Here is a 23,469-nt window from a genome sequence, read left to right on the forward strand (position 1 = left end):
GCAACCCGCATGAGAAGGACCCCCCGGCGCTACGACCGGGGGGTCCTTCTCGTATGTGTGCGGGATCTACGACTGTACGGCTGCGGGATCTACGGCCGCGGGATCTGCGGCCGCAGGGTCTACGACGTTTTCAGGGCCTGCGCCATTTTCACCAGCGTGCCGAACGACCCGGTGCCGGTCACCACGGTCGTGGAGCCCTTGCCCTCCAGGACGAGGGCGTCGTAGTGGTCGCCCTCGTAGCGCTGCCAGGTCCGGTCGCCGATGCGCTGGGTGGCCTTCGTCTGCCGCGCGCCCTGGCTCGCCGTGTCGATGAACACCGCCGGCCGCTGAGTGGACTGCTCGACCGCGACGTACTGACCGTCGGGGGCCTGGAAGCCCAGATGCCAGGCGTCGAACTCGCTGCCGTCGTACCGCACCGAGGTCGCCTTCCACGCCGAGGGCAGGCCCTCGGGCGCCGCCACGGGATAGCTCGCCGCGCGGCGAGCCGTCAGCAGCTCGACCCGGAAGTCGACACGCTGGAGATCGGGCTTGGAGTCGTCATGCGGGATGAAGATGTAGATAACGCCCGCCATGAGCCCGATGAGGCCCAGGGAAAGAATCATGTCCCGGACCGACTGCTTGCCTTTCATACCTGCCACGGACCTATCGTCGCAGGTGCCCTGGCCTGCTCATCCGTGGGCCCCCCTGCTCATTTTGTAAGCCTGGCGATAGAGTCGGGACATCACCCTCATCCGGCCGTCGTCGTATCAGAAAGGTGCGTGTCGATGACCGAGCATCATCTGCCCTCCGAACTCGAAGTCCCGTCGGAAGCCCCCGACCGGAACCTCGCCCTCGAACTCGTCCGCGTCACCGAGGCCGCCGCGATGGCCGCGGGCCGCTGGGTCGGCCGCGGCGACAAGAACGGCGCCGACGGCGCCGCCGTCCGGGCCATGCGCACCCTCGTCTCCACCGTCTCGATGAACGGCGTCGTCGTCATCGGCGAAGGGGAGAAGGACGAGGCCCCGATGCTCTTCAACGGGGAGCGCGTGGGCGACGGAACCGGCCCCGAGTGCGACATCGCCGTCGACCCGATCGACGGAACCACGCTCACCGCCAAGGGCATGACGAACGCGATCGCCGTGCTGGCCGCCGCCGACCGCGGCACCATGTTCGACCCGTCCGCGGTCTTCTACATGGACAAGCTGGTCACCGGCCCGGAGGCCGCCGACTTCGTCGACATCAACGCCCCCGTATCGGTGAACATCCGCCGGGTCGCCAAGGCCAAGCGGGTCACGCCCGAGGACGTCACCGTCGTCATCCTCGACCGGCCGCGACACGACGGCATCATCAAGGAGATCCGGGACACCGGCGCCCGCATCAAGCTGATCTCCGACGGCGATGTCGCAGGCTCCATCCTCGCGCTGCGCGAGGGCACCGGCATCGATCTGCTGCTCGGCATCGGCGGCACGCCCGAGGGCATCATCTCGGCCTGCGCCGTCAAGTGCCTCGGCGGCACCATCCAGGGCAAGCTGTGGCCCAAGGACGACGAGGAGCGGCAGCGGGCGGTCGACGCCGGGCACGACCTCGACCGCGTCCTGACCACGAGCGACCTGGTCTCCGGCGAGAACGTCTTCTTCGTCGCGACCGGAATCACCGACGGCGAGCTGCTGCGTGGAGTGCGCTACCGCTCCGAGACCGCGACGACCGAGTCGATCGTGATGCGGTCCAAGTCCGGAACGGTCCGCCAGATCACGTCGGAGCACCGGCTGAGCAAGCTGCGTGCGTACAGCGCGATCGACTTCGATCGCGCCAAGTAGGACCGCCGGCCGAACGCGGCCGGGCGCCGCGAGGCGCGAAAGGGGCGCCCCTTGTGCGGAGGGGCGCCCCTTTTCCTGCGCTCGTGCCGACCGGCATCCGACGTCGAGGCCCGCCTGTCAGCCCGGCTCCCCCGCGCGCGGGCAAGCCCGGCAGCCATAGGGCGTGCGAGTCGACCGGCACCGGGACCCGTCGGCGGCCCGGCTTTCAGGCGCGGGAACCAGGTCGACTCCCTCATGCGCGCGGGCGAGCCCCGCAGCCATACGCCGTGCGAGTCGACCGCCACCGAGAACCGCTCGACGGCCTGGCATCCCCGCCCGGGAACCAGTCGACTCCCGCACCCGTGCCAGCAAGCCCCACAGCCATACGCCGAGCGAGTCAGCCGGCACCGAGAACCGCTCGACGACCCGGCATCCCCGCCCGGAAACCAGTCGACTCCCACACCCGCGCCAGCAAGCCCCACAGCCATACGCCGAGCGAGTCAGCCGGCACCGAGAACCGCTCGGTGGCCCGGCATCCCTGCCCGGGAGCCAGTCGGCTCCCGTGTGCGCGGGCGAGCCCGGCAGCCGTACTCGTGCGAGTCGGCCGGTGCCGAGGCCCGTTGTCGGCCCGGATTCCGGGTGCGTGTGCCGATCGCCCCCTGCGTGCGGGGGCCGGTCCGGCTTTACCGCGGGTGGTCAGCCGGCCGCGGCTATCGTGCCGCGGGCGGCCTTCTGGAGTTCCAGGTCGCGGCGGCGGCGCCTGGCGAGGACGACGCGGCGCTCGGCGGCGGTGAGGCCGCCCCAGACGCCGTACGGCTCGGGTTGCAGCAACGCGTGTTCGCGGCACTCGACCATGACCGGGCAGCGGCCGCAGACGCGCTTGGCGGCCTCCTCACGGGAGAGCCGGGAAGCGGTCGGCTCCTTGGAGGGGGCGAAGAACAGGCCGGCTTCGTCGCGCCGGCACACCGCCTCCGTGTGCCATGGCGCTTCCTGATCCCTGTCCCGCACTGGCGCCCGCTGGGCCGGAACGGCAGCTACCTGCAGGGACTGATGCGGCGGTTGCAGCACGGTCTACTCCTGACGACGGCTTCGCGAGCGTGCCGGGCACCACGGAAAGTTCCACAGCGCCCTCCAAGAGACGATGCAGCAAGCCCTACCCGCTGTGCGCGCGCCTATGCACTGCGTTCCGAAGCCCGGCCGTTCTCGGGCATGATCGATCGTTCGCCACCGGACCACCCCGCGCCGGACCACCCCGCGTCCGCCGTCCGCGCGTTCACAGGCGTCAACGGTCCAGGTGCTTGCGCAAACCCCGGTCCAGCCGGTCCGCCACCCGCTCGTTGACCCGGCTCGTGACCCGGTCGAGGATGTCCGCGATCAGCTTGCCGCGCTTGGGCCTCGCTTCGACGTTGCCCAGGACGGCGAGGCCGTCGATGTAGACCACGGGCGCGTCGGGGTCGCCCGAATCCAGCGTGTCCACCTCGAAGTTGCCCAGCACACCCCCGCCACTGCCCCGCAGCGAGACATTCTCCGGGACGAAGATCTCGACATTGCCGAAGACCGAGATCGCCTTGATCACTACCTGCTGGTACTCGAAGATCGCCTCGCTCAGGTCGATCTCGACATTGCCGAAGACCGAGTACGCGTGGATGCGCCGGCCGGCTCGCCAGCGGCCCTTGCGGACGGCGGAGCTGAACACCGCGACCACGTTCTCGTCGGCCTCCACCGGGATCGCGCCCTGGGTGGGGCGGTTGGGCGCGGAGGCGTACCCGGAGGTCGCGCGGCCGGTGTGGGCGGCGGGCAGGTCCCGGACGAACTGGTCGAGCTCACCCACCGTCTTGGTGGCCAGCACGCCCTCCACCCGCTCGGCATGCTCCTCCGCGGTCAGGCGCCCCTCGGCGACGGCCTCGCGCAGGATGTCGGTGATCCGGTCGCGGTCGGCGTCGGAGGCACGCAGCTCGGCCGGCTTCGCCGCCGTGGCGGGGTTCGCGTCGGGGCTCTTTTGAAGGTCCACGACAACAGCGTACCCAAACGCGATAGATCGCGACTACCCCTCGTCCGCCGCCCGCGGAAAACCCGCCACCCCTCCGGGCCGTCGGTCCGGTGCCCGAACTGAGCCTTACCTCACAGCCTCGGTGTCCCTGCCAGGTTCTACGCTGGTGGATGCTGCCGATGACGGCCGGCCTCCGGCGAGTGAGCCGAAGGGGCGCGCCCGAGGCGACCGAGCCCCAAAAGCTGTCTGTCGAGTGAGGAATGGGCCGAGATGCCTGAGTTCGCGTACACCGATCTGCTCCCCCAGGGAGAGGACACCACCCCGTACCGGCTGGTGACCTCCGAGGGTGTCTCCACCTTCGAGGCCGACGGGCGCACGTTCCTCAAGGTGGAGCCGGAGGCGCTGCGCAAGCTCGCCACGGAGGCCATCCACGACATCCAGCACTACCTGCGGCCCGCGCACCTCGCCCAGCTGCGCCGCATCATCGACGACCCGGAGGCCTCGGCGAACGACAAGTTCGTCGCCCTGGACCTGCTGAAGAACGCGAACATCGCGGCCGCGGGTGTCCTGCCCATGTGCCAGGACACCGGCACCGCGATCGTCATGGGCAAGCGTGGCCAGAACGTGCTCACCGAGGGCGGCGACGAGGCGGCCCTCTCGCGCGGCATCTACGACGCCTACCTGAACCTGAACCTGCGCTATTCGCAGATGGCCCCGCTGACCATGTGGGACGAGAAGAACACGGGCTCGAACCTGCCGGCGCAGATCGAGCTGTACGCCACCGACGGCGGCGCCTACAAGTTCCTGTTCATGGCGAAGGGCGGCGGCTCCGCCAACAAGTCGTTCCTCTACCAGGAGACCAAGGCGGTCCTCAACGAGGGCTCCATGATGAAGTTCCTGGAGGAGAAGATCCGCTCCCTGGGTACGGCCGCCTGCCCGCCGTACCACCTGGCGATCGTCGTCGGCGGCACGAGCGCCGAGTACGCGCTGAAGACCGCGAAGTACGCCTCCGCGCACTACCTGGACGGGATTCCGGCCGAGGGCTCCGAGCTCGGGCACGGCTTCCGGGACAAGGAGCTGGAGGAGAAGGTCTTCGAGCTGACCCAGAGGATCGGCATCGGCGCGCAGTTCGGCGGCAAGTACTTCTGCCACGACGTCCGCGTGGTGCGTCTGCCCCGCCACGGCGCGTCCTGCCCGGTCGCCATCGCCGTCTCCTGCTCGGCGGACCGCCAGGCCGTCGCGAAGATCACCGCCGAGGGCGTCTTCCTGGAGCAGCTGGAGACCGACCCCGCGCGCTTCCTGCCGGAGACCACGGACGAGCATCTGGACGAGGCCGGTGACGTCGTGAAGATCGACCTCAACCAGCCGATGGACGACATCCTCGCCGCGCTCACCAAGTACCCGGTCAAGACCCGCCTCTCGCTCTCCGGCCCGCTCGTCGTGGCGCGCGACATCGCGCACGCGAAGATCAAGGAGCGGCTGGACGCGGGCGAGGAGATGCCGCAGTACCTGAAGGACCACCCGGTGTACTACGCGGGCCCGGCCAAGACCCCCGCGGGCTACGCGTCCGGCTCCTTCGGCCCGACGACCGCCGGCCGCATGGACTCCTACGTCGAGCAGTTCCAGGCGGCGGGCGGCTCCAAGGTGATGCTGGCCAAGGGCAACCGCAGCAAGCAGGTCACGGACGCCTGTGACACCCACGGCGGCTTCTACCTCGGCTCCATCGGCGGCCCGGCCGCCCGTCTCGCCCAGGACTGCATCAAGAAGGTCGAGGTCGTCGAGTACGAGGAGCTCGGCATGGAGGCCGTCTGGAAGATCGAGGTCGAGGACTTCCCGGCCTTCATCGTGGTCGACGACAAGGGCAACGACTTCTTCCAGGATCCCGCGCCCGCCCCGACCTTCACGACGATCCCGGTGCGGGGTCCGGGGCTGGCCTAGTGCCGGCCCGTGCGGCGTACTCCCTCCGGGTGACGCCGCACGGGGAGCCCTCGTGTGTGACACCGTACGAGTCAGGTGAACGGCCGCCCACCGGGCGGCCGTTCGTCCGTCCTGGGCCGCACCGGTGCCGGGCCGCCCGGCGGAACGCCTCGTGCGCGCCGGGCGGGAACAGCGGCGGGCTCCGCGATGCTGTCCCCCATGGAGGTGTCACCAATGGCAGACGGCCAGGGCGAAGGCGCGTACCGGATCGAGCACGACTCCATGGGTGAGGTGCGGGTTCCCGTGGACGCGAAATGGCGGGCGCAGACGCAGCGCGCCGTGGAGAACTTCCCGATCTCGGGACAGCGCATCGAGCGCGCGCACATCGAGGCCCTCGCCCGGATCAAGGCCGCCGCCGCGAAGGTGAACGGCGAGCTGGGCGTGATCGACAAGGACGTCGCGGAGGCGATCCAGGAGGTGGCCGCGGAGGTCGCCGAGGGGCGCTGGGACGCGCAGTTCCCGATCGACGTCTTCCAGACGGGCTCCGGGACGTCCTCCAACATGAACGCCAACGAGGTCATCGCCACGCTCGCCACCGAGCGTCTCGGCCGGGACGTCCACCCCAATGACCAGGTGAACGCGTCGCAGTCGAGCAACGACGTGTTCCCGTCCTCGATCCACATCGCCGCGACCGCCGCCGTGACCCGCGACCTCGTGCCCGCGCTGGAGCATCTCGCCGCCTCGCTCGAGCGCAAGTCGCGGGAGTTCGCCGATGTCGTGAAGTCGGGCCGCACGCACCTCATGGACGCGACGCCGGTGACGCTCGGCCAGGAGTTCGGGGGGTACGCGGCCCAGGTGCGGTACGGGGTCGAGCGGCTCCACGCCTCGCTGCCGCGGCTGGCCGAACTCCCGCTCGGCGGGACGGCCGTGGGGACGGGGATCAACACGCCGCCCGGGTTCTCCGCCGCGGTGATCGCGGAGGTGGCGCGGGCGACCGGGCTGCCGCTGACCGAGGCCCGCGACCACTTCGAGGCGCAGGGGGCGCGCGACGGGATCGTGGAGACGAGCGGGCAGCTGCGGACCATCGCCGTGGGGCTCACGAAGATCGCGAACGATCTGCGGTGGATGGCCTCCGGGCCGCGCACCGGGCTGGCCGAGATCAGCCTCCCGGATCTCCAGCCGGGGTCCTCGATCATGCCGGGCAAGGTGAACCCGGTGATTCCCGAGGCGGTGCTGATGGTCGCCGCCCAGGTGACGGGGAACGACGCGACCGTCGCCGTCGCGGGCGCGGCCGGGAACTTCGAGCTCAACGTGATGCTGCCGGTGATCGCCAAGAACGTCCTGGAGTCGGTCCGGCTGCTCGCGAACGTCTCGCGGCTGCTCGCCGACCGCACCGTCGACGGGATCGTCGCGCACCGCGAGCGGGCCCGGGAGTACGCGGAGTCGTCGCCGTCGGTGGTGACACCGCTGAACAAGTACATCGGGTACGAGGAGGCCGCCAAGGTCGCGAAGAAGGCGGTGGCGGAGCGCAAGACGATTCGCCGGGTGGTGCTGGAGTCGGGGTACGTGGAGCGCGGGGACCTGACCCTTGAGCAGTTGGACGAGGCGTTGGATGTCCTGCGGATGACGCACCCGTAACAGCCCGCAGTCGCGGAGAAACGCCTGATGACAGCTCCGTAACAGCAGTTCGCCGATGGCGCGAACCGTGACGCGTGCCGCAGCGTCGTATGCCCTGGGCACCTAATATCTGGTCATGGCAGAGGGTGGAGCGGTGAGACGAGCGGAAGCGGGCGGGCCGGCGGCGTACTGGAAGCCCGGGAGTCAGATCCTTTGGCGGTACCGGGAGAACGCCGGAGAGCGCGTCCACATCTGCCGCCCCGTGACGGTCGCACGGGACGACGCCGAGCTGCTCGCGGTGTGGATGGCGCCGGGCACGGAGTGTGTGAAGCCGGTGCTCGCCGACGGTTCGCCGGTGCATGGAGAGCCGCTGGAGTCGCGCTATACAAAGCCTCGCGCGGTGAGGCGGGACCGCTGGTTCGGGGCCGGGGTGCTCAAGCTGGCGCGGCCGGGCGACGCGTGGTCGGTGTGGCTGTTCTGGGATCAGGGCTGGCGTTTCAAGAACTGGTACGTGAACCTGGAGGCTCCGCTGGCCCGTTGGGCGGGCGGAGTGGATTCCGAGGATCACTTCCTCGACATCTCGGTCCACCCGGACAGGAGTTGGCGCTGGCTCGACGAGGACGAATTCGCCATGGCGCAGCGGGCCGGTCTGATGGATGCTCAACTGGCGGCACGGGTGCGGGAAGCGGGGTGGTCTGCGGTGGAGGTGATCCGCGCCTGGGGCGCGCCGTTCTCGGACGGATGGCAGCACTGGAGGCCCGATCCGGGCTGGCCGGTTCCCGCTCTGCCGGATGACTGGGACCGTACGCCCGCGCACGTGTCCTCATGAGACCCTTGATGCGCCCCCGTGGTACAACCGTAGGATCGTCTTCCGCAAGGGCGCACGGCAGCAACAACTCCCGCAGGATGAGCCGGGCTTGACCATATGTCACCGAGGGGCGGCAGGACGTGAGCGAGGGGTACGAGGCGTACGGCGGCGTGGCCGGCCAGGGACAGGCCGCACCGCGCGGGCTCGCCACGACGGCCGTGCGGGCGGGGGCTTCGGCCACCGCCCTCCTGTCGGCACGGGTCGTTTCCGGCCGCCCGCGGGCCGTACCGTGCCGGGCGACGGCGGTTCCTGCCGTCGGTCCCGGCCCTGACGACACGCAGAATCCGTTCCTGGGGCACACATTCCGGGTATCGGGGCTGCGGGACGAACTGCGCGCACGGCGCGCAGCCCCGGACGGATGGATTCGACACGCGTGACGGAGCACCCCACCTCGCACGAGCGCCGGCAGAGCGGCGCCGGCCGGCCGCCCGCCCCCGCGGACCCTCGCGGGGCGCTCCTGCGTACCTCGGAGCAGCCGTCCCAGCTGCCGGGTTCCGGCGCGTTACCGGTTCAGGCCCGCACGGGCGACGCACCGAGGAGTCCGGGTAAGGCCACGCCGCGCGGCAAGCGCGGCAAGGCCGCCGGTCAGGTGTCCGCCGACGCCGGCATGTCCGCGTCCTCGGGCACGGACGTGCCTTCGCCGTCGGCCTCCTCCGGGCCCGGTCCGGAGCACTCGCAGCCCGCGGCGACCGAGCCCGATCCGCACCGCCCCCGGCCCGCGCCGGAGGGCATCCCGATCCAGCCGGACGCCGAGCAGGACCGGGCGTCGCGTACCTCCGGCGGCAAGGAGCGCCGTTCCGGGCAGACCCTGCCGCAGGGCGGCCCCATGCCCATGCGGCGGGACGGGGACCGGCTGCGTTTCGTGGGCGCCGCGACCCGGCGGATCGCCCGGGGCATAGACCTCGACGAGATCGTGATGGGGCTGTGCCGGGCCACCGTGCCGACCTTCTCGGACGCGATCCTCGTCTATCTGCGCGACCCGCTGCCGGTCGGCGACGAGCGGCCGACCGGGCCTCTCGTGCTGCGGCTGCGGCGCACGGACCGGATTCCCGAGGAGCGGGACACCGAGAGCGGATTCCTGTCCGCGCTGCGGCCGGAGCCCAGTGAGCTGTCGGCGATGACGGCCGAGCTGTGCGAGGTGCGCCCCGGCGGCGCGCTCGCCGAGGTGCTGCGCGGGGTGCGGCCGGTGTTCGCGGACGCGCCCGCCGCGCGTGCCGCGCTGCCCGAGCTGCTCGGCGACGATCTGCCGGTCCCGAGCGGGCAGCGGGCGATCCTCGCCCCGCTGCGCGGCCGGCGCCGGGTGATCGGGGCGGCGCTGTTCCTGCGCAGGCCGGAGCGGCTCGCCTTCGAGGCGGACGATCTGCTGGTCGCCGCCCAGCTCGCCACGCACAGCGCGCTCGGCATCGACAAGGCGGTGCTGTACGGCCGTGAGGCGTACATCGCCGACGAGCTCCAGCGCACGATGCTGCCCGAGACGCTGCCGCGGCCCACGGGCGTACGGCTCGCGTCCCGCTATCTGCCGGCCGCGGAGACCGCGCGGGTGGGCGGCGACTGGTACGACGCGATCCCGCTGCCGGGCAGCAGGGTCGCCCTGGTCGTCGGTGATGTGATGGGCCACTCCATGACGTCGGCGGCGATCATGGGCCAGTTGCGGACGACGGCGCAGACCCTCGCCGGGCTCGATCTGCCGCCGCAGGAGGTGCTGCATCATCTGGACGAGCAGGCGCAGCGGCTCGGTACCGACCGCATGGCGACCTGCCTGTACGCCGTCTACGACCCCGTGTCGCACCGGATCACCATCGCCAACGCGGGCCATCCGCCGCCGGTGCTGCTGCACCTGGGCGGGCGGGCCGAGGTGCTGCGGGTGCCGCCGGGTGCCCCCATCGGCGTGGGCGGGGTCGATTTCGAGGCGGTGGAGCTGGACGCGCCCGCCGGGGCGACGCTGCTGCTGTACACCGACGGGCTGGTCGAGTCGCGGCTCAGGGACGTCTGGACCGGGATAGAGCAGCTGCGGGAGAAGCTCGCGGCCGTCGCGGCGCTGACCGGACCTGATCATCCGCCGCCGCTGGAAGCGCTGTGCGACGAGGTGCTGGACATGCTCGGCCCGGGGGACCGGGACGACGACATCGCGCTGCTCGCCGCGCGGTTCGACGGGATCGCGCCGAGCGATGTCGCGTACTGGTTCCTGGAGCCGGAGGACGCGGCGCCGGGCCGGGCCCGGCGCCTCGCCCGGCGGGCGCTGGCCCGTTGGGGCATGGAGGACATGACCGACTCCGTGGAGCTGCTGGTCAGCGAGGTCGTGACGAACGCGGTGCGGTACGCCTCACGGCCGGTGACACTGCGGCTGCTGCGGACGGACGTGCTGCGCTGCGAGGTCGGTGACGATGTGCCGCAGCTTCCGCGGCTGCGGCAGGCGCGGGCCACGGACGAGGGCGGTCGCGGGCTGTTCCTGGTGAACCGGCTGGCGCGGCGGTGGGGGGCGACCCGGCTGAGTACGGGAAAGGTCGTCTGGTTCGAGTTGAACCGGAACTGACCGGGTACTCGTCCGGTCCCGCCCCGGCGGGCCGACGCTGAACCGTGCCGGTGCCGAACCCGTACCGGACCGGCCGGTGCCGGACTGTGCGCGCTGAACCGTGCCACCGGACTCTGCCGGTGCCGGACGGTGTCGGCGCTGCGCCGTGCCGGTACCGGTACCGGCGCTGCACGTGCCGGTGCCCGGCCTCGTCCCGTGTTGCCGACATGGTGTCGGCGGCGTTGACTGCTGGGGTGAACGAAGCGACCTGACGATCTCATCTCCGACAGGAGGACGCTCGTGACGCAGGCATCCCGGAAGGCTCCGTACACCACGAACAACGTCGGGATTCCGGTGGAGAGCGACGAACACTCGCTCACCGTCGGGCCCGACGGCCCGATCCTGCTCCAGGACCACTACCTCATCGAGAAGATGGCACAGTTCAACCGGGAGCGGGTGCCCGAGCGGGTGGTGCACGCCAAGGGCAGTGGCGCGTACGGATTCTTCGAAGTCACCAACGACGTGAGTCAGTTCACCCGGGCCGACCTCTTCCAGCCGGGCAGGCGCACCGAGATGCTGGCGCGCTTCTCCACCGTCGCCGGGGAGCAGGGCTCGCCCGACACCTGGCGCGACCCCCGCGGCTTCGCGCTGAAGTTCTACACCGAGCACGGCAATTACGACATGGTCGGCAACAACACCCCGGTCTTCTTCGTCCGCGACACGATCAAGTTCCAGGACTTCATCCGCTCGCAGAAGCGGCACCCGGTCACGGGGCTGCGGGACCACGACATGCAGTGGGACTTCTGGACCCTCTCGCCCGAGTCGGCGCACCAGGTGACCTGGCTGATGGGCGACCGGGGCATCCCGAAGACGTACCGCAACATGAACGGCTACAGCTCCCACACCTATATGTGGATCAACGGCGGCGGTGAGCGGTTCTGGGTGAAGTACCACTTCAAGACCGACCAGGGCGTCGACTTCCTCACCCAGGCCGAGGCCGACGAGCTGGCCGGGACGGACCCGGACCTGCACCGCCAGGACCTGTACGAGTCGATCGAGTCCGGGCACGCGCCGAGCTGGACGCTGAAGGTCCAGATCATGCCGTTCGAGGACGCGGCGGACTACCGGTTCAACCCGTTCGACCTGACGAAGGTCTGGCCGCACGGGGACTACCCGCTGATCGACGTGGGCCGCATGGTGCTGGACAGGAATCCCGAGGACTACTTCGTCCACATCGAGCAGGCGGCCTTCGAGCCCTCGAACCTGGTGCCGGGCATCGGGCCCTCGCCGGACAAGATGCTGCTCGGCCGGCTGTTCTCCTACCCCGACACCCACCGGTATCGGATCGGCCCCAACTACGCCCAGCTGCCGCCCAACCGGCCGCACGCCCCGGTGAATTCGTACGCCAAGGACGGTCCGATGCGCTACGAGCCGTCGCACGCGGCCCGTCCCTACGCGCCCAACTCCTACGGCGGCCCGGCGGCCGACTACGGGCGGTTCGGTGACCCCGCGAGCTGGCAGACCGCCGGTGAGCTGGTGCGCGAGGCGTACAAGCCGCACCGCGCGGACGACGACTGGGGTCAGGCGGGCACGATGGTCCGCCAGGTCCTCGACGACGCGGCCCGGGACCGGCTGGTGGAGAACGTGAGCGGTCACCTCAAGGACGGTGTGAGCCGCCCGGTCCTGGACCGCGCCGTCCAGTACTGGCGCAACGTGGACAAGGAGACCGGCGACCGGATCGCGCACAGCGTCGACGGCGGCTGAACCGGCTCCGCGCCGCTTCGGTCACGGGAAGACCGCGCGCCCAGGGCACGCAAGGAGGGGGCACCCGGAACTCCGGGTGCCCCCTCCTGCGCGCTCGGACCCTACTGGCCGGTCTGGTCGAACGGATTGGCCGGGATGCCTGCGGTGGGTGAACCCGTCGGCGTGGACGGGCTCGTGGTCGTCGGCTCGGTCGTCGTCGGCTCGTCCGTGGGGGTCGGCGGAGCGCTCGTGGTGGGCGGCTCCGTCGACGGTGCCTCGGTGGTCGGGGTCGACGACGGTGTGCTGGACGGTGTCTGGGTGGGAGTGGGGGTGGTGGTCGGCGCCACCGCCGCGCCCGTCGTGGTGTTCAGGTCGAACTTGCTGACCTGGCCGGCCATCGCCTCGAAGGTGTAAGCCGCCCAGATCTTCGCCGGGTAGCCACCGCCGTTGACACGGCCGCCCTCCAGGACGAGGCCCGTGGCGCCCTTCATGGAGACCTGGCTGTGGGTCTTCGCGTCCTCGCCGAACAGCAGGACCGAGGTGACCAGCTTCGGTGTGTAGCCGGTGAACCAGGCCGACTTGTTGTTGTCGGACGTACCGGTCTTGCCGGCGACCACCTGGCCGTCGCGGGACGGGTTGTCCCGCACCGAGACCCGGGCCGTACCGTCGTCGACCACGCCGGTCAGCACCGAGGTGACCGTGTCGGCGGCCTCCTCGCTGATGACCTGCTCGCCGATCGGCTCCGGCATCGTGACCGTACGGTCCTTGTGCTCGGCCGAGGCGACGATCGCCGGGGTGACCTTCTTGCCGTGGTTGTCGAGCGTGGCGTACGCGCCCGCCATCTCCAGCGGGCTCGCACCCATGGAGCCGAGGGTCTGCGCGGGCACCGCCTGGAGTCCCTTGGTGTTCATGCCGAGCTTGCCCGCGACCTTCAGCACCTCGTCCATGCCGACGTCGACACCCATCTGCGCGAAGACGGAGTTGATGGACTTGTTCATCGCGGTCTGCACGGTGACGGGGCCGTAGCTGTGCTCGTCCTCGTTCGGGGGCGCGAAGCCGATGTCGCTGCCGACGACGGGACGGCGGTTGGTGCCGTCGTAGATCGTGTTCGCGGTGATCGGATCGCCGGTGTGCGTCTTGGCCTCCTCGGCGAGGGCGGCCGCGAGAATCATCGGCTTGAACGTCGACGCGGCCTGGTAGTCACGGCGCGTCGAGTTGTTGAAGTAGTGCTTGAAGTAGTCCTTGCCGCCGTACATCGCGAGGACCTTGCCGGTCTTGGGGTCGACCGAGACGGCACCGGCCTGAATGTTGGCATCGACCTTGCGCTTCTTCGCGTCCAGCTTGCTGGTGAGCTGCTGCTTGACGGTCTTCAGCAGCAGGGCCTGCTTCTTCTTGTCCACGTTGAGCGTGATGGTCCAGCCACCCCGGTCGATGATGTCGTGGGCGTTGCCCAGGTCGGCCGCGGTGCCCTGGGCGACGAGCTGCTTGGCCAGCTCGTTGTTGGCCGCCTCCACCAGATAGCCGGTCTGGCCCGCCATGCCCGGGGCGCCCGTGGGGTCCTTGGGGACCGGGAACTTCATGGCCGCGCGCTTGCCCGCGTCGAGCCAGTCCTGCTGGACCATGTTGTCGAGGGTGTAGTTCCAGCGGGCCTGGACCAGCTTCTTGCCGGTCTTCGAGGCGACCGCCCAGTCGTACTGGCTCGGAGCCTGGAGCAGCGAGGCGAGGTAGGCGCCCTGCTCGACCGAGAGGTCGCTGGCGTCGACGCGGTAGTAGGCCTGCGCCGCCGCCTGGATGCCGTACGCGTTGCGGCCGTAGTAGCTGGTGTTGATGTAGCCCGCGAGGATGTCGTCCTTGGACTCCTGGCGGTCCAGCTTCAGCGAGATGACCATTTCCTTCAGCTTGCGCGTGACGGTCTGGTCCTGGCTGAGGTAGTAGTTCTTGACGTACTGCTGGGTGATCGTCGAACCACCCTGCTTGCCCTTGCCGGAGAGGGTGTTGATCAGACCTCGGGCGGTGCCCTTGAGGTCGACACCCGAGTCGTTGTAGAAGGACTTGTTCTCGGCGGCGACGAAGGTCTTCTGGACGCTCTTGGGCACCTTGGACAGGTCGACGATCTCGCGGTTGACCTCGCCGGTGCGCGCGAGGACCGTGCCGTCGCCGTACTTGTAGATGTTGCTCTGCTGCCTCGCGGCCGCGTTGCCCACGGGCACGGACACGACCATGTACAGCACGATGAAGCCGCCCATGCCGAGCAGGCAGAAGCCGAAGAAGGTCCCGAGGATCGTCTTCCAGTTCACGAACCGGCGTATGCCGGTGCGGCGGGGCTTGCCGCCCGCCTTCGCGCCGGACCCGGGTCCCGCCGACTCATGTCCCGACGAGCGCTGGGGCGCCGCGCGGTGGCCCTGCGCCTGCCGCGCTCGTCTCTCTTCAGCTCGTCCCATGGGTCGATCCGCTCCGCTTCATTCTCGTGTGGCACACAAGTTCGTCGGTCAGGTCAGCTCAGAAAGCTAACACCGCGCGCTATGACAAAGGGCCGCCGATCCGGTCTTTTCCGGACGTGACAATCAGCACGCCTTACGCACCCGCCTCACTGAATCCGACGAGCGGGAAGGGCGGAAGGTTGCTGTGACCGGTAAAGTGATATCAGTTAGATATGCGGAAGCCATGCCGTACGAAATGGGGGACCCTCCATGCCGTCACACGCCTCCCATGACTTCCCACCCGCCCCGGGCGTATCCGCCGCCGGGACACCGGGTGGTGTGCGCGAAACGCCGGCGCACCGCGTGCGGGAGTTCGCCGCGCACGGCATCGGCAGGGGGCTCGCACCGCTCCCCGGCCTTCCCGGGCTGCCCCTCGGCGCCGCCCCGAGCGCCCTCGGCGCGGCGGGAGTCCGGCCGGACACGGGGCCTGAGCGGTGACGGCTCCCGCGGAGGGGACCCCGCCGCGCCGACCGCAGCAGCAGCAGCGCAAGCAGGTGCTGCTACGGCTCGATCCGCTGGTGTACGAGGCCCTGGCCTGTTGGGCGGGCGACGAACTGCGCTCGGCCAACGCGCAGATCGAGTTCCTGCTGCGCCGCGCGCTCGCCGAGTCCGGACGCCTGCCCGGCGGCGCGGGGCCGATTCCCCGCCGGGGACGGCCGCCGGTTTCCGGGGAGCCGCCGGAGGGCCGGAAGGAGTAGGCGGGCGGTCCTCCACGTCGGCCCGCCCCCTGCTACCGCCCCTGCTCCGCCGGCCGCCCTCGCCGTCGAACGCGAGGACAGGCCGGTTCCAGAACCGTGACAATCGGCCGTGACCAGCCGTTTCCCCCTTCCCGAGCCCCTTTCCGGCGACCTATGCGCGGCGTGTATACACGCGATGTATACGCCGTGTGTAGAGTGTTTCGCATGTCCATCGGTCACACCCTCCTAGGGCTCCTGGAGTCCGGGCCGCGCCACGGTTACGACCTGAAGCGGGCCTTCGACGAGAAGTTCGGTCACGACCGGCCACTGCACTACGGCCAGGTCTACTCGACGATGTCGCGACTGCTGAAGAACGGGCTCGTCGAGATCGACGGGATCGAGGCGGGCGACGGCCCCGAGCGCAAGCGGTACGCGATCACCGAAGCCGGGATCACCGACGTACAGCGCTGGCTCGCCACGCCGGAGACGCCCGACCCGTACCTCCAGTCGACCCTGTACACGAAGGTCGTCCTCGCTCTGCTGACCCACCGCGACGCGAGCGAGCTCCTCGACACCCAGCGTTCGGAACATCTGCGGATGATGCGCATGCTGACCGAACGCAAGCGCAAGGGCGACCTGGCCGATCAGCTGATCTGCGACCACGCCCTCTTCCATCTGGAGGCCGATCTGCGGTGGCTTGAACTGACCGCCGCGCGCCTCGACAAGCTCGCCGAGGCGGTGACGACCCGATGACCTCCATGACCCCTCCCCCGGGTTCCCTGCTCACCGCGTCGGAGCTGCGCAAGACGTACGGCCCGACCACCGCGCTGGACGGCGCCGCGTTCTCCATCCACCCCGGCGAGGTCGTCGCCGTGATGGGTCCCTCCGGCTCCGGCAAGTCCACCCTGCTCCACTGTCTCGCCGGGATCGTCACCCCCGACTCCGGCTCGATCACGTACAACGACCGCGAGATGGCGACGATGAACGACGCCCAGCGCAGTGCGCTGCGCCGCTCCGAGTTCGGCTTCGTCTTCCAGTTCGGTCAGCTCGTACCGGAGCTGACCTGTGTCGAGAACGTCGCGCTGCCGCTGCGGCTGAACGGCACGGGCCGCAAGGAGGCCGAGCGCACCGCGCTGTCGTGGATGGAGCGGCTGGAGGTCGACGACCTCTCGGGCAAGCGGCCCGGTGAGGTCTCCGGCGGTCAGGGCCAGCGCGTGGCGGTCGCCCGTTCGCTGGTCACCAGCCCGCGGGTGCTGTTCGCCGACGAGCCGACCGGCGCGCTCGACTCCCTCAACGGAGAGCGCGTGATGGAGCTGCTGACCGACGCGGCCCGCTCGACGAACGCCGCCGTCGTACTCGTCACGCACGAGGCTCGCGTGGCCGCGTACTCGGACCGCGAGATCGTCGTACGGGACGGCAAGTCCAGGGACATGGAGCGGATCGTATGAGTGCCCGTCAGTGGTCCCGCGACCTCGCCATGGGCGCCAGGTTCGCGGTGACCGGAGGCCGTGAGGCCTGGGTGCGGGTCCTGCTGACGGCCGTCGGAGTCGGGCTCGGGGTGGCGCTGCTGCTGCTCACCACGGCGCTCCCGAGCGCGCTGGCCTCCCGGCACGACCGGGAGAGCGCCCGCAACGACATGACGTACAGCTCGACGGTCAAGAAGAAGTCGGACCGTACGCTGATCATCGCGAACGCGGACACCGTCTTCCGCGACGAGGACGTACGCGGCAGGCTGGTCGAACCCGAGGGCTCCCGGGCACCGTTGCCGCCGGGCGTGTCCACGTTCCCGGCGGTCGGCGACATGGTCGTCTCCCCCGCTCTCGACCGGCTGCTGAAGTCACCCGAGGGCAGGCTCCTGCGTGAGCGGCTCGACCACCGTGTGAGCGGCACGATCGCCGACGGCGGGCTCGTCGATCCGCACGAACTCGCCTACTACGCGGGCGCCGACGGTCTGACCGTCGGCGCGCTGAGCACCGGCCGGGTCGAGCGCATCGACACGTTCGGCTCCGAGCAGCGGTCCGAGGCGATGGACCCCGTCCTGCTGCTCCTCGTGCTGATCGTCTTCGTCGTGCTGCTGATGCCGGTCGGCGTCTTCATCGCCGCGGCCGTACGGTTCGGCGGCGAGCGGCGCGACCGCCGGCTGGCGGCGCTGCGGCTGGTCGGCGCGGACGGGCGGATGGCCCGGCGGATAGCGGCCGGCGAGGCACTGGCCGGTGCGCTGGTCGGGCTGGTCCTCGGCGCCGGGTTCTTCCTGATCGGACGCCAGATCGCGGGCCTGATCATGGTCTTCAGGATCAGCGTCTTCCCGAGCGACCTCAATCCGACGCCCGCGCTGGTGGCGCTGGTGGCGCTGGCGGTCCCGGCCGCCGCGGTCGCGGTGACGCTCCTCGCGCTGCGCGGCGTCGTCATCGAACCGCTCGGCGTGGTGCGTACGGCCCGGCCCTCGCGGCGCCGGCTGTGGTGGCGGCTGCTGCTGCCGCTGGGCGGCCTCGCGATGCTGTACCCGATGATCGGGCAGGGCCGGTCCAACGGGAACTTCAACCAGTACCTCGTCATCGGCGGCGTCCTGCTGCTGCTGGTCGGCATCACCGCGCTGCTGCCCTGGGTGGTCGAGGCGGTCGTGGCCCGGCTGAACTCGGGTGGCGTCGCCTGGCAACTGGCCATCCGCAGGCTCCAGTTGAGCAGCGGCTCGGCGGCCCGTCTGGTCAACGGCATCGCAGTGGCGGTGGCCGGCGCGATAGCCCTGCAGATGCTGTTCGCCGGGGTCGACAACGACTACACCAAGGTCAACAAGAACGACCTCACGCGGGCCCAGATGTCCGTCGACGTGCCGGCGAACGTCCCGCTGGACCAGGCGGTCCGGCAGCTGTCCGGGACGAAGGGCGTCACACACACGACCGCCCTGGGGCGGACGGACGTGGGCGACGGGCGCGACGAACCCGCGAACGAGTCGACCGCGACGGTCGGCGACTGCGCGGCCCTGCGGGAGGCGGCCGAGCTGCCCTCCTGCAAGGACGGCGACGTCTTCGCGGTGGAGGGCGTCGAGTGGGACACGAGCACCACGAAGCTCGACAAGGCCGGCACCACGCTCTACATCGACCCGTCCTACGGCTCCTCCGAAGGCAAGGAGGTCGCCTGGACCGTGCCCACGGGCATCAAGCCGGCTGGCTCGCGCAAGGACCCCTCGGGCGACGAGCGCGGCGGCTTCCTCTTCACGCCCGGCGCGCTGTCCGAGCGGGCCGCGTCCACCATGCGCGGAACGGTCTATCTCCAGCTCGACGAGTCGGTGCCGGACGTCCGTGAACTGGTCCGCAACAGCGCGGCGAAGATCGGCCCGCTGGCCGACGCCAACGCCTGGACGGCGACGACCCAGTCCCAGAAGTTCACGTCCATCCGGACGGGCCTGTCCGTCGGCGCGACCTGCGTCCTCATGCTGATCGGCGCGAGCCTGCTGATCTCCCAGCTGGAGCAGCTGCGCGAGCGCAAGAAGCTGCTGTCGGCGCTGGTCGCCTTCGGCACCCGGCGCCGCACGCTGAGCCTGTCGGTGCTGTGGCAGACCGCGATCCCGATCGCCCTGGGGCTCGGCCTCGCGATGGTCGTGGGCCTCACCCTCGGCACGGTCCTGCTCAAGATGACGGGCACCTCGGTGAGCGTCGACTGGGCGAGCGTGCTGTCGATGACCGGCATCGGCGCGGGGGTCGTACTCCTGGTGACCCTGCTCAGCCTGCCGCCGCTGATCCGGCTGATGCGGCCGGACGGACTGCGTACGGAGTAACCGGACGGAGTGACCGGACGGAGTGACCGGACGGAGTGACCGGACGGAGTGACCGGACGGACCGCATACGGCGCGGGACGCCGTCCGCGTCCCGCGCCACCGCCGGTGGCCCTCCCCGCCGGGGAGGGCCATCGGTCCGCGTTCAGAGGCTGTACTCCCGCACCACGCGCCGGACTTGGGCGAAGAGCATGCCCACGTTGACCGCCTTGCGGCAGACGACCACGGCGACCACGTCCTGCTGATCGTTCATGCGCACGAACAGATGGGTGAGGTTGTCGCTGTTGACCAGGATCTCCTGGAAGAAGTGCGAGTCGGACTCGATGCCGCGGCGTTCCTTGAAGACATCCTCGATCATCTGGACCGTACGCCCCTGGAACAGGTCGAGGGTCGCGCCCGCGAGCAGGTCCAGGACCTCCGGCGGATGGTTGTCCACGGTCTCGTACGACAGCAGCATTCCCGTCGACATGTCGACCGCTCCGGACGCGAGGCAGTCCGGTGCGTCGGTGCGCAGTGATTTGACCAGACCCATGATCTGGTCGGAGAACCCCGGCGTCATTCGCTTGCTGGCCATGTCGTCATACCCCTTCGGTCGCGGTTTCGGTCCCGGCTCCGACGAGCGCGTCGGGCGCGGTCGGGATCCCGGCGAGCGGGTCGGGGTCGGCCCCGGCGAGAATCGAACCGATCCGGCCGAGGGCCGGCCGGGTGTGTTCGTGGAGCCGTTCGAGGTCGATGCCCTCGTCGCCGAGGACGATCATCAGCGCGGTGTCACCGACCGCGTAGAAGGCCGCGAGACCCTGGCTGCCGTAGGTCACGGTCTGGCGGAACGCGCCCCGGCCGGTCACCGCGGTCGCGCGGCGCGCGATGCCGAGGCCCGCGGCGGCGATCGCGGCGAGACTCTCCGGGTCGATGGTGTCGGCGGTGTCGGCCGCGATGAGCATTCCGTCGGCTGCCGCCACCGCCGTATCGGTGATTCCGGGCACCTGTTCCCGGAGCCCTCTCATTTCCCTGGCCAGTGCCTCGTGATTCATGTATTGAACTCCCTGATTATTGTGCGCATTTGATCGATGACAGGCGTGCGGTTTCACGTACCGGAGTCCGGGGTCCAGATCCGGTGCCGGAGTCGAAAGAATCCTTTCCAGCTCGCGCCGGTCCTTTCGGGGGCGAGCGTTTCGGTGATTCCGCTCGCGCCGGGCTCACGGCGGGGCAAGGACGGGGCATTCGCGCCGGGCTCACGGCGGGGGAGGGACGGAGCGATCCCCCCGGGATCGGGATCCGGGCCGGGGACGAGGCCGGGGAGCGGGCCGGGCGTCGGCCGGGGTTCCGGTGCCGGGGTCTCCCGGGAGCCCACCGCGGAGGACAGGGCCGAGAACACCGTGGGGTCCATCGCGGGCGGGGCGCCGGACGGCCGCTGCCGCAGCGCTCCGGTCGGCAGCTCCCGCACGGTGACCGGAGCGGCGGACTCGGGCTCCTCCGGCAGTTCCAGCAGACCCTCGCCGAGCATGCGGGCCACACCCACCGTCGCGGTGTAGGCGCCGAGGCCGGTCGCGAAGGCGATGTCACGGGCGGTCCGGCGGCCGTCGGCGTGGGCCAGCAACTCCTTGTGCGGGGGCGGCAGTTGCTCGCGTATCTCGTCCGGTACCGGCACGGGCACGGGGCGCTCACGGTCCGGTCGTACGGGCTGCGGCAGGGCGGCGACGGCCGCGAGCTTCCTAGCCGCGTCCTGAAGCAACCGCGTCGGCGCCTCCCCGAGGGCGACCGGCGCGTACGGCTCGAAGGCGGCGTCCAGCGGGTCGCACGCCTCCACGTCACCGGCCACGACGGCGAACGCCGCGTCCTGCATCGCCATCATGCAGACGACCCGGAGCTGCGCGGCCCCCGCGTAGCCGTGCGCGATCAGCCCGGCCTCCGGCCAGCGGGTGCCGCCGGCCTCCCGGAGCAGTTCGGCCCACTGCTCACCGCTGATACGGCCGGAACGCAGCAGCCGCGCCTCGGGACCGGGGGCGCCCGGACTTTCGACGGCGACGACACAGCCGTCGCGGAGATGGAAGACTCCCCCGGGCTTTCCGGACACCCGCAGTTTCCCCGTCGCCCGTGTGCCCTGGCATTCGCTCAGCGCGCGCGACAGCAGGTCGTATCCGACCCTGCCCAGGGAATCCCGAATGCCCGACATCACTCCCCTTGGAACTTCCGGCACTTCGCACAGACGCCTGACGAGTCACCCTGAGGGGGTTATATGTATCAGCCGGGGCGGATATCCCAGCGAGAGTCGCACTACCTGACGGAAGTTGAAATATCCCGCCTCCCGAGAGACTTCATCGGTCGTTCGATTGACCGACTCTGTACGGCAGTTCAGGCTTCCGCGCCCAACACCCTTACGGGCAAGGGGCGCAGCGCCTCGCGCAGGGCCTCCGCCAGTTCCCGGTACTCCGTGCCCCGCGCGGCACCCGCCCGCATCACGAGGGCGATCCGCCGGGTGGGCGCCGGATCCGCGAAGTACCCGGTGAGGAGCTGATTGCTCCTGGTCGTCTCCACCTTGACGGCGGTACGCGGCAGCAGGGTCACTCCGAGGCCTCCGGCGACCAGCTGGACGAGGGTCGACAGGCCCGCGGCGGTGGTGGTGACGGGGGCGTCCGCGCGCCCGGCCTCACGGCAGATGTCCAGGGCCTGGTCGCGCAGGCAGTGGCCCTCGTCGAGCAGCAGCAGACGGAGTTCGCGCAGCGCCTCGCGCGGAATGCCCTCCCGGCCGCCGAGCCAGTGGTCGAGCGGCGTCACCAGCACGAAGTCCTCGTCGAACATCGGGAGTTCGACGACGCCGGGCATACCGAGGGGGACCGCGAGCAGCAGCAGGTCGAGCCGCCCGACGGTGAGGCCCTCCAGCAGGCTGGCCGTCTGCTCCTCGTGCACCTGGAGGTCGAGGTCGGGGTAGCGGTCGTGGACGAGCCGCAGGACGGTGGGCAGGAGGTACGGGGCGACGGTGGGGATGACACCGAGCCGGAGCGCCCCGGTGAACGGCGCGCGCACGGCCTCAGCCTCCTCCATCAGCGCGCCGACCTCGTCCAGTACCGCCTTGGCGCGTACGGCGAGACGCTCGCCGGCGGGCGACAGGAGCACCTTGCGGGTCGTACGCTCCAGCAGGGTCACCCCGAGGATCTCCTCCAGGGCGGAGACCGCGCCGGACAGTGCGGGCTGGCTCATGCCGATCGCGGCGGCCGCGTCACGGAAGTGCAGATGCTCGGCCACGGCGGTGAAGGCGCGCAGCTGCGCGAAGCTGGGGCTGCGGCGCCCGCCCCCCTTGCCGCCCGCCCTGCTGACGGATCCCGCCCCGCCGAGGGCCGAACCCGTCGCCCCGAGGGCCGAACCCGTGGCGCCGATGGGGCTCGCCATGGCCCACCTCTCACTCCGACTCGGTTCACCGAGCGTCACTGATAGTCGGATCCGATCAACACGACCGAGTGTAGCTATTTCCCGAATCAATGCGGCCCATGCCAACATCAAGTTCGTCCAACCCCCAGGGAAATGCCCCCAAAAAGGGCTGCCCCTCGCTGCAAGGAGAGCACGTGCTCACTGTCGGTGACAAGTTCCCCGAGTTCGAACTGGCTGCCTGTGTCTCACTGGAGAAGGGCAAGGAGTTCGAGACGATCAACCACAAGACCTACGAGGGCGCGTGGAAAATCGTTTTTGCTTGGCCTAAGGACTTCACTTTCGTGTGCCCGACCGAGATCGCGGCCTTCGGCAAGCTGAACGACGAGTTCGCCGACCGCGACGCCCAGGTGCTCGGCTTCTCCGGCGACTCCGAGTTCGTGCACCACGCCTGGCGCAAGGACCACGACGACCTGCGTGACCTGCCCTTCCCGATGATGGCCGACTCGAAGCACGAGCTCATGCGTGACCTCGGCATCGAGGGCGAGGACGGCTTCGCCAAGCGCGCCGTCTTCATCGTCGACCAGAACAACGAGATCCAGTTCTCCATGGTGACCGCCGGCTCCGTCGGCCGTAACCCCAAGGAGGTCCTGCGGGTCCTCGACGCTCTCCAGACGGACGAGCTCTGCCCGTGCAACTGGACCAAGGGCGAGAACACCCTCGACCCGGTCGCCCTCCTGGCCGGTGAGTGACCT

At 70.3% G+C, this 23,469-nt stretch carries 20 protein-coding genes; 12 read left to right on the top strand and 8 right to left on the bottom strand.

Annotation, left to right across the window (positions count from 1 at the left end):
* Positions 1 to 119: 119 nt before the first annotated feature.
* A complete protein-coding gene (locus ACFYR3_RS08310) occupies positions 120 to 638 on the bottom strand; it encodes a DUF4245 domain-containing protein (protein ID WP_355847702.1) in 519 nt (172 codons plus the stop codon).
* Positions 639 to 764: 126 nt separating this feature from the next.
* Between ACFYR3_RS08310 and glpX the strand changes: the two genes are divergently transcribed.
* Positions 765 to 1,796, top strand: a complete 1,032-nt coding sequence (gene glpX / locus ACFYR3_RS08315; protein WP_355847699.1) for a class II fructose-bisphosphatase — start codon at positions 765 to 767, stop codon at positions 1,794 to 1,796.
* A 675-nt stretch (positions 1,797 to 2,471) separates the two neighbouring features.
* Here glpX and ACFYR3_RS08320 read toward each other — a convergent pair.
* Together ACFYR3_RS08320 and ACFYR3_RS08325 are read right to left on the bottom strand one after the other, a co-directional pair.
* On the bottom strand, positions 2,472 to 2,843 hold the full coding sequence (locus ACFYR3_RS08320; protein WP_355847696.1) for a WhiB family transcriptional regulator: 372 nt from the start codon (positions 2,841 to 2,843) through the stop codon (positions 2,472 to 2,474).
* Between the two features lie 214 nt (positions 2,844 to 3,057).
* Positions 3,058 to 3,786: a DUF1707 domain-containing protein gene (locus ACFYR3_RS08325; protein ID WP_355847693.1), complete on the bottom strand. Its 729-nt coding sequence runs from the start codon at positions 3,784 to 3,786 to the stop codon at positions 3,058 to 3,060.
* Between the two features lie 249 nt (positions 3,787 to 4,035).
* On the opposite strand from ACFYR3_RS08325, the gene ACFYR3_RS08330 reads away from it, so the two are divergent.
* The 5 genes from ACFYR3_RS08330 to ACFYR3_RS08350 all read left to right on the top strand — a co-directional run bounded on the left by ACFYR3_RS08330 (position 4,036) and on the right by ACFYR3_RS08350 (position 12,443).
* Positions 4,036 to 5,703, top strand: a complete 1,668-nt coding sequence (locus ACFYR3_RS08330) for a fumarate hydratase (RefSeq protein WP_355847690.1) — start codon at positions 4,036 to 4,038, stop codon at positions 5,701 to 5,703.
* Positions 5,704 to 5,916: 213 nt separating this feature from the next.
* Positions 5,917 to 7,320, top strand: coding sequence for a class II fumarate hydratase (locus tag ACFYR3_RS08335; protein WP_356781118.1), 1,404 nt, complete (start codon positions 5,917 to 5,919; stop codon positions 7,318 to 7,320).
* 115 nt (positions 7,321 to 7,435) lie between these two features.
* Positions 7,436 to 8,128 (top strand): DUF402 domain-containing protein, encoded by a 693-nt coding sequence (locus ACFYR3_RS08340; protein WP_356781117.1) that lies wholly within the window; start codon positions 7,436 to 7,438, stop codon positions 8,126 to 8,128.
* A gap of 412 nt (positions 8,129 to 8,540) precedes the next feature.
* Positions 8,541 to 10,700, top strand: coding sequence for a SpoIIE family protein phosphatase (locus ACFYR3_RS08345; RefSeq protein ID WP_389282104.1), 2,160 nt, complete (start codon positions 8,541 to 8,543; stop codon positions 10,698 to 10,700).
* 279 nt (positions 10,701 to 10,979) lie between these two features.
* Positions 10,980 to 12,443, top strand: a complete 1,464-nt coding sequence (locus tag ACFYR3_RS08350) for a catalase (protein WP_355847678.1) — start codon at positions 10,980 to 10,982, stop codon at positions 12,441 to 12,443.
* A 101-nt stretch (positions 12,444 to 12,544) separates the two neighbouring features.
* Here ACFYR3_RS08350 and ACFYR3_RS08355 read toward each other — a convergent pair whose 3' ends face one another.
* Entirely contained in the window at positions 12,545 to 14,863 is a 2,319-nt protein-coding gene (locus tag ACFYR3_RS08355; RefSeq protein ID WP_389282107.1) for a transglycosylase domain-containing protein, read from the bottom strand.
* A gap of 318 nt (positions 14,864 to 15,181) precedes the next feature.
* On the opposite strand from ACFYR3_RS08355, the gene ACFYR3_RS08360 reads away from it, so the two are divergent.
* The 5 genes from ACFYR3_RS08360 to ACFYR3_RS08380 all read left to right on the top strand — a co-directional run bounded on the left by ACFYR3_RS08360 (position 15,182) and on the right by ACFYR3_RS08380 (position 19,354).
* The gene (locus ACFYR3_RS08360; protein ID WP_389282109.1) at positions 15,182 to 15,340 is read left to right on the top strand and encodes a hypothetical protein; all 159 of its coding nucleotides are present in this window, start codon (positions 15,182 to 15,184) and stop codon (positions 15,338 to 15,340) included.
* Positions 15,337 to 15,600, top strand: a complete 264-nt coding sequence (locus ACFYR3_RS08365; protein WP_389282111.1) for a hypothetical protein — start codon at positions 15,337 to 15,339, stop codon at positions 15,598 to 15,600. Before ACFYR3_RS08360 ends, ACFYR3_RS08365 begins: the two co-directional genes overlap by 4 nt.
* A gap of 204 nt (positions 15,601 to 15,804) precedes the next feature.
* Complete coding sequence (locus ACFYR3_RS08370) at positions 15,805 to 16,332, top strand: PadR family transcriptional regulator (RefSeq protein WP_355847670.1); 528 nt, start codon at positions 15,805 to 15,807, stop codon at positions 16,330 to 16,332.
* Between the two features lie 5 nt (positions 16,333 to 16,337).
* Positions 16,338 to 17,027: an ABC transporter ATP-binding protein gene (locus tag ACFYR3_RS08375; protein WP_355847667.1), complete on the top strand. Its 690-nt coding sequence runs from the start codon at positions 16,338 to 16,340 to the stop codon at positions 17,025 to 17,027.
* Complete coding sequence (locus ACFYR3_RS08380) at positions 17,024 to 19,354, top strand: FtsX-like permease family protein (protein ID WP_355847664.1); 2,331 nt, start codon at positions 17,024 to 17,026, stop codon at positions 19,352 to 19,354. The genes ACFYR3_RS08375 and ACFYR3_RS08380 overlap by 4 nt, the downstream gene beginning before the upstream one ends.
* Positions 19,355 to 19,496: 142 nt before the next feature.
* Here ACFYR3_RS08380 and ACFYR3_RS08385 read toward each other — a convergent pair whose 3' ends face one another.
* The 4 genes from ACFYR3_RS08385 to ACFYR3_RS08400 form a co-directional block, all read right to left on the bottom strand.
* Entirely contained in the window at positions 19,497 to 19,925 is a 429-nt protein-coding gene (locus ACFYR3_RS08385; protein WP_355847662.1) for a hypothetical protein, read from the bottom strand.
* Positions 19,926 to 19,929: 4 nt separating this feature from the next.
* Positions 19,930 to 20,382: a roadblock/LC7 domain-containing protein gene (locus ACFYR3_RS08390; protein ID WP_355847659.1), complete on the bottom strand. Its 453-nt coding sequence runs from the start codon at positions 20,380 to 20,382 to the stop codon at positions 19,930 to 19,932.
* 53 nt (positions 20,383 to 20,435) lie between these two features.
* On the bottom strand, positions 20,436 to 21,524 hold the full coding sequence (locus ACFYR3_RS08395) for a MarR family transcriptional regulator (protein ID WP_355847656.1): 1,089 nt from the start codon (positions 21,522 to 21,524) through the stop codon (positions 20,436 to 20,438).
* Positions 21,525 to 21,703: 179 nt separating this feature from the next.
* Complete coding sequence (locus ACFYR3_RS08400; protein ID WP_355847796.1) at positions 21,704 to 22,612, bottom strand: LysR substrate-binding domain-containing protein; 909 nt, start codon at positions 22,610 to 22,612, stop codon at positions 21,704 to 21,706.
* A gap of 299 nt (positions 22,613 to 22,911) precedes the next feature.
* Here ACFYR3_RS08400 and ACFYR3_RS08405 point away from each other — a divergent pair, with 299 nt between their 5' ends.
* The gene (locus ACFYR3_RS08405) at positions 22,912 to 23,466 is read left to right on the top strand and encodes a peroxiredoxin (protein WP_356781109.1); all 555 of its coding nucleotides are present in this window, start codon (positions 22,912 to 22,914) and stop codon (positions 23,464 to 23,466) included.
* Positions 23,467 to 23,469 lie beyond the last annotated feature (3 nt).

This window comes from Streptomyces sp. NPDC005784 (genome assembly GCF_042871525.1).
In the GTDB taxonomy this organism is placed as follows: domain Bacteria; phylum Actinomycetota; class Actinomycetes; order Streptomycetales; family Streptomycetaceae; genus Streptomyces.

Excerpts from the sequence above, each read along its gene's own strand:
- glpX (WP_355847699.1), top strand. The coding sequence starts at position 765 with ATGACCGAGCATCATCTGCCCTCCGAACTCGAAGTCCCGTCGGAAGCC.
- ACFYR3_RS08330 (WP_355847690.1), top strand. The coding sequence starts at position 4,036 with ATGCCTGAGTTCGCGTACACCGATCTGCTCCCCCAGGGAGAGGACACC.
- ACFYR3_RS08335 (WP_356781118.1), top strand. The coding sequence starts at position 5,917 with ATGGCAGACGGCCAGGGCGAAGGCGCGTACCGGATCGAGCACGACTCC.
- ACFYR3_RS08340 (WP_356781117.1), top strand. The coding sequence starts at position 7,436 with ATGGCAGAGGGTGGAGCGGTGAGACGAGCGGAAGCGGGCGGGCCGGCG.
- ACFYR3_RS08355 (WP_389282107.1), bottom strand. The coding sequence starts at position 14,863 with ATGGGACGAGCTGAAGAGAGACGAGCGCGGCAGGCGCAGGGCCACCGC.
- ACFYR3_RS08370 (WP_355847670.1), top strand. The coding sequence starts at position 15,805 with ATGTCCATCGGTCACACCCTCCTAGGGCTCCTGGAGTCCGGGCCGCGC.
- ACFYR3_RS08375 (WP_355847667.1), top strand. The coding sequence starts at position 16,338 with ATGACCCCTCCCCCGGGTTCCCTGCTCACCGCGTCGGAGCTGCGCAAG.
- ACFYR3_RS08380 (WP_355847664.1), top strand. The coding sequence starts at position 17,024 with ATGAGTGCCCGTCAGTGGTCCCGCGACCTCGCCATGGGCGCCAGGTTC.
- ACFYR3_RS08385 (WP_355847662.1), bottom strand. The coding sequence starts at position 19,925 with ATGGCCAGCAAGCGAATGACGCCGGGGTTCTCCGACCAGATCATGGGT.
- ACFYR3_RS08390 (WP_355847659.1), bottom strand. The coding sequence starts at position 20,382 with ATGAATCACGAGGCACTGGCCAGGGAAATGAGAGGGCTCCGGGAACAG.
- ACFYR3_RS08395 (WP_355847656.1), bottom strand. The coding sequence starts at position 21,524 with ATGTCGGGCATTCGGGATTCCCTGGGCAGGGTCGGATACGACCTGCTG.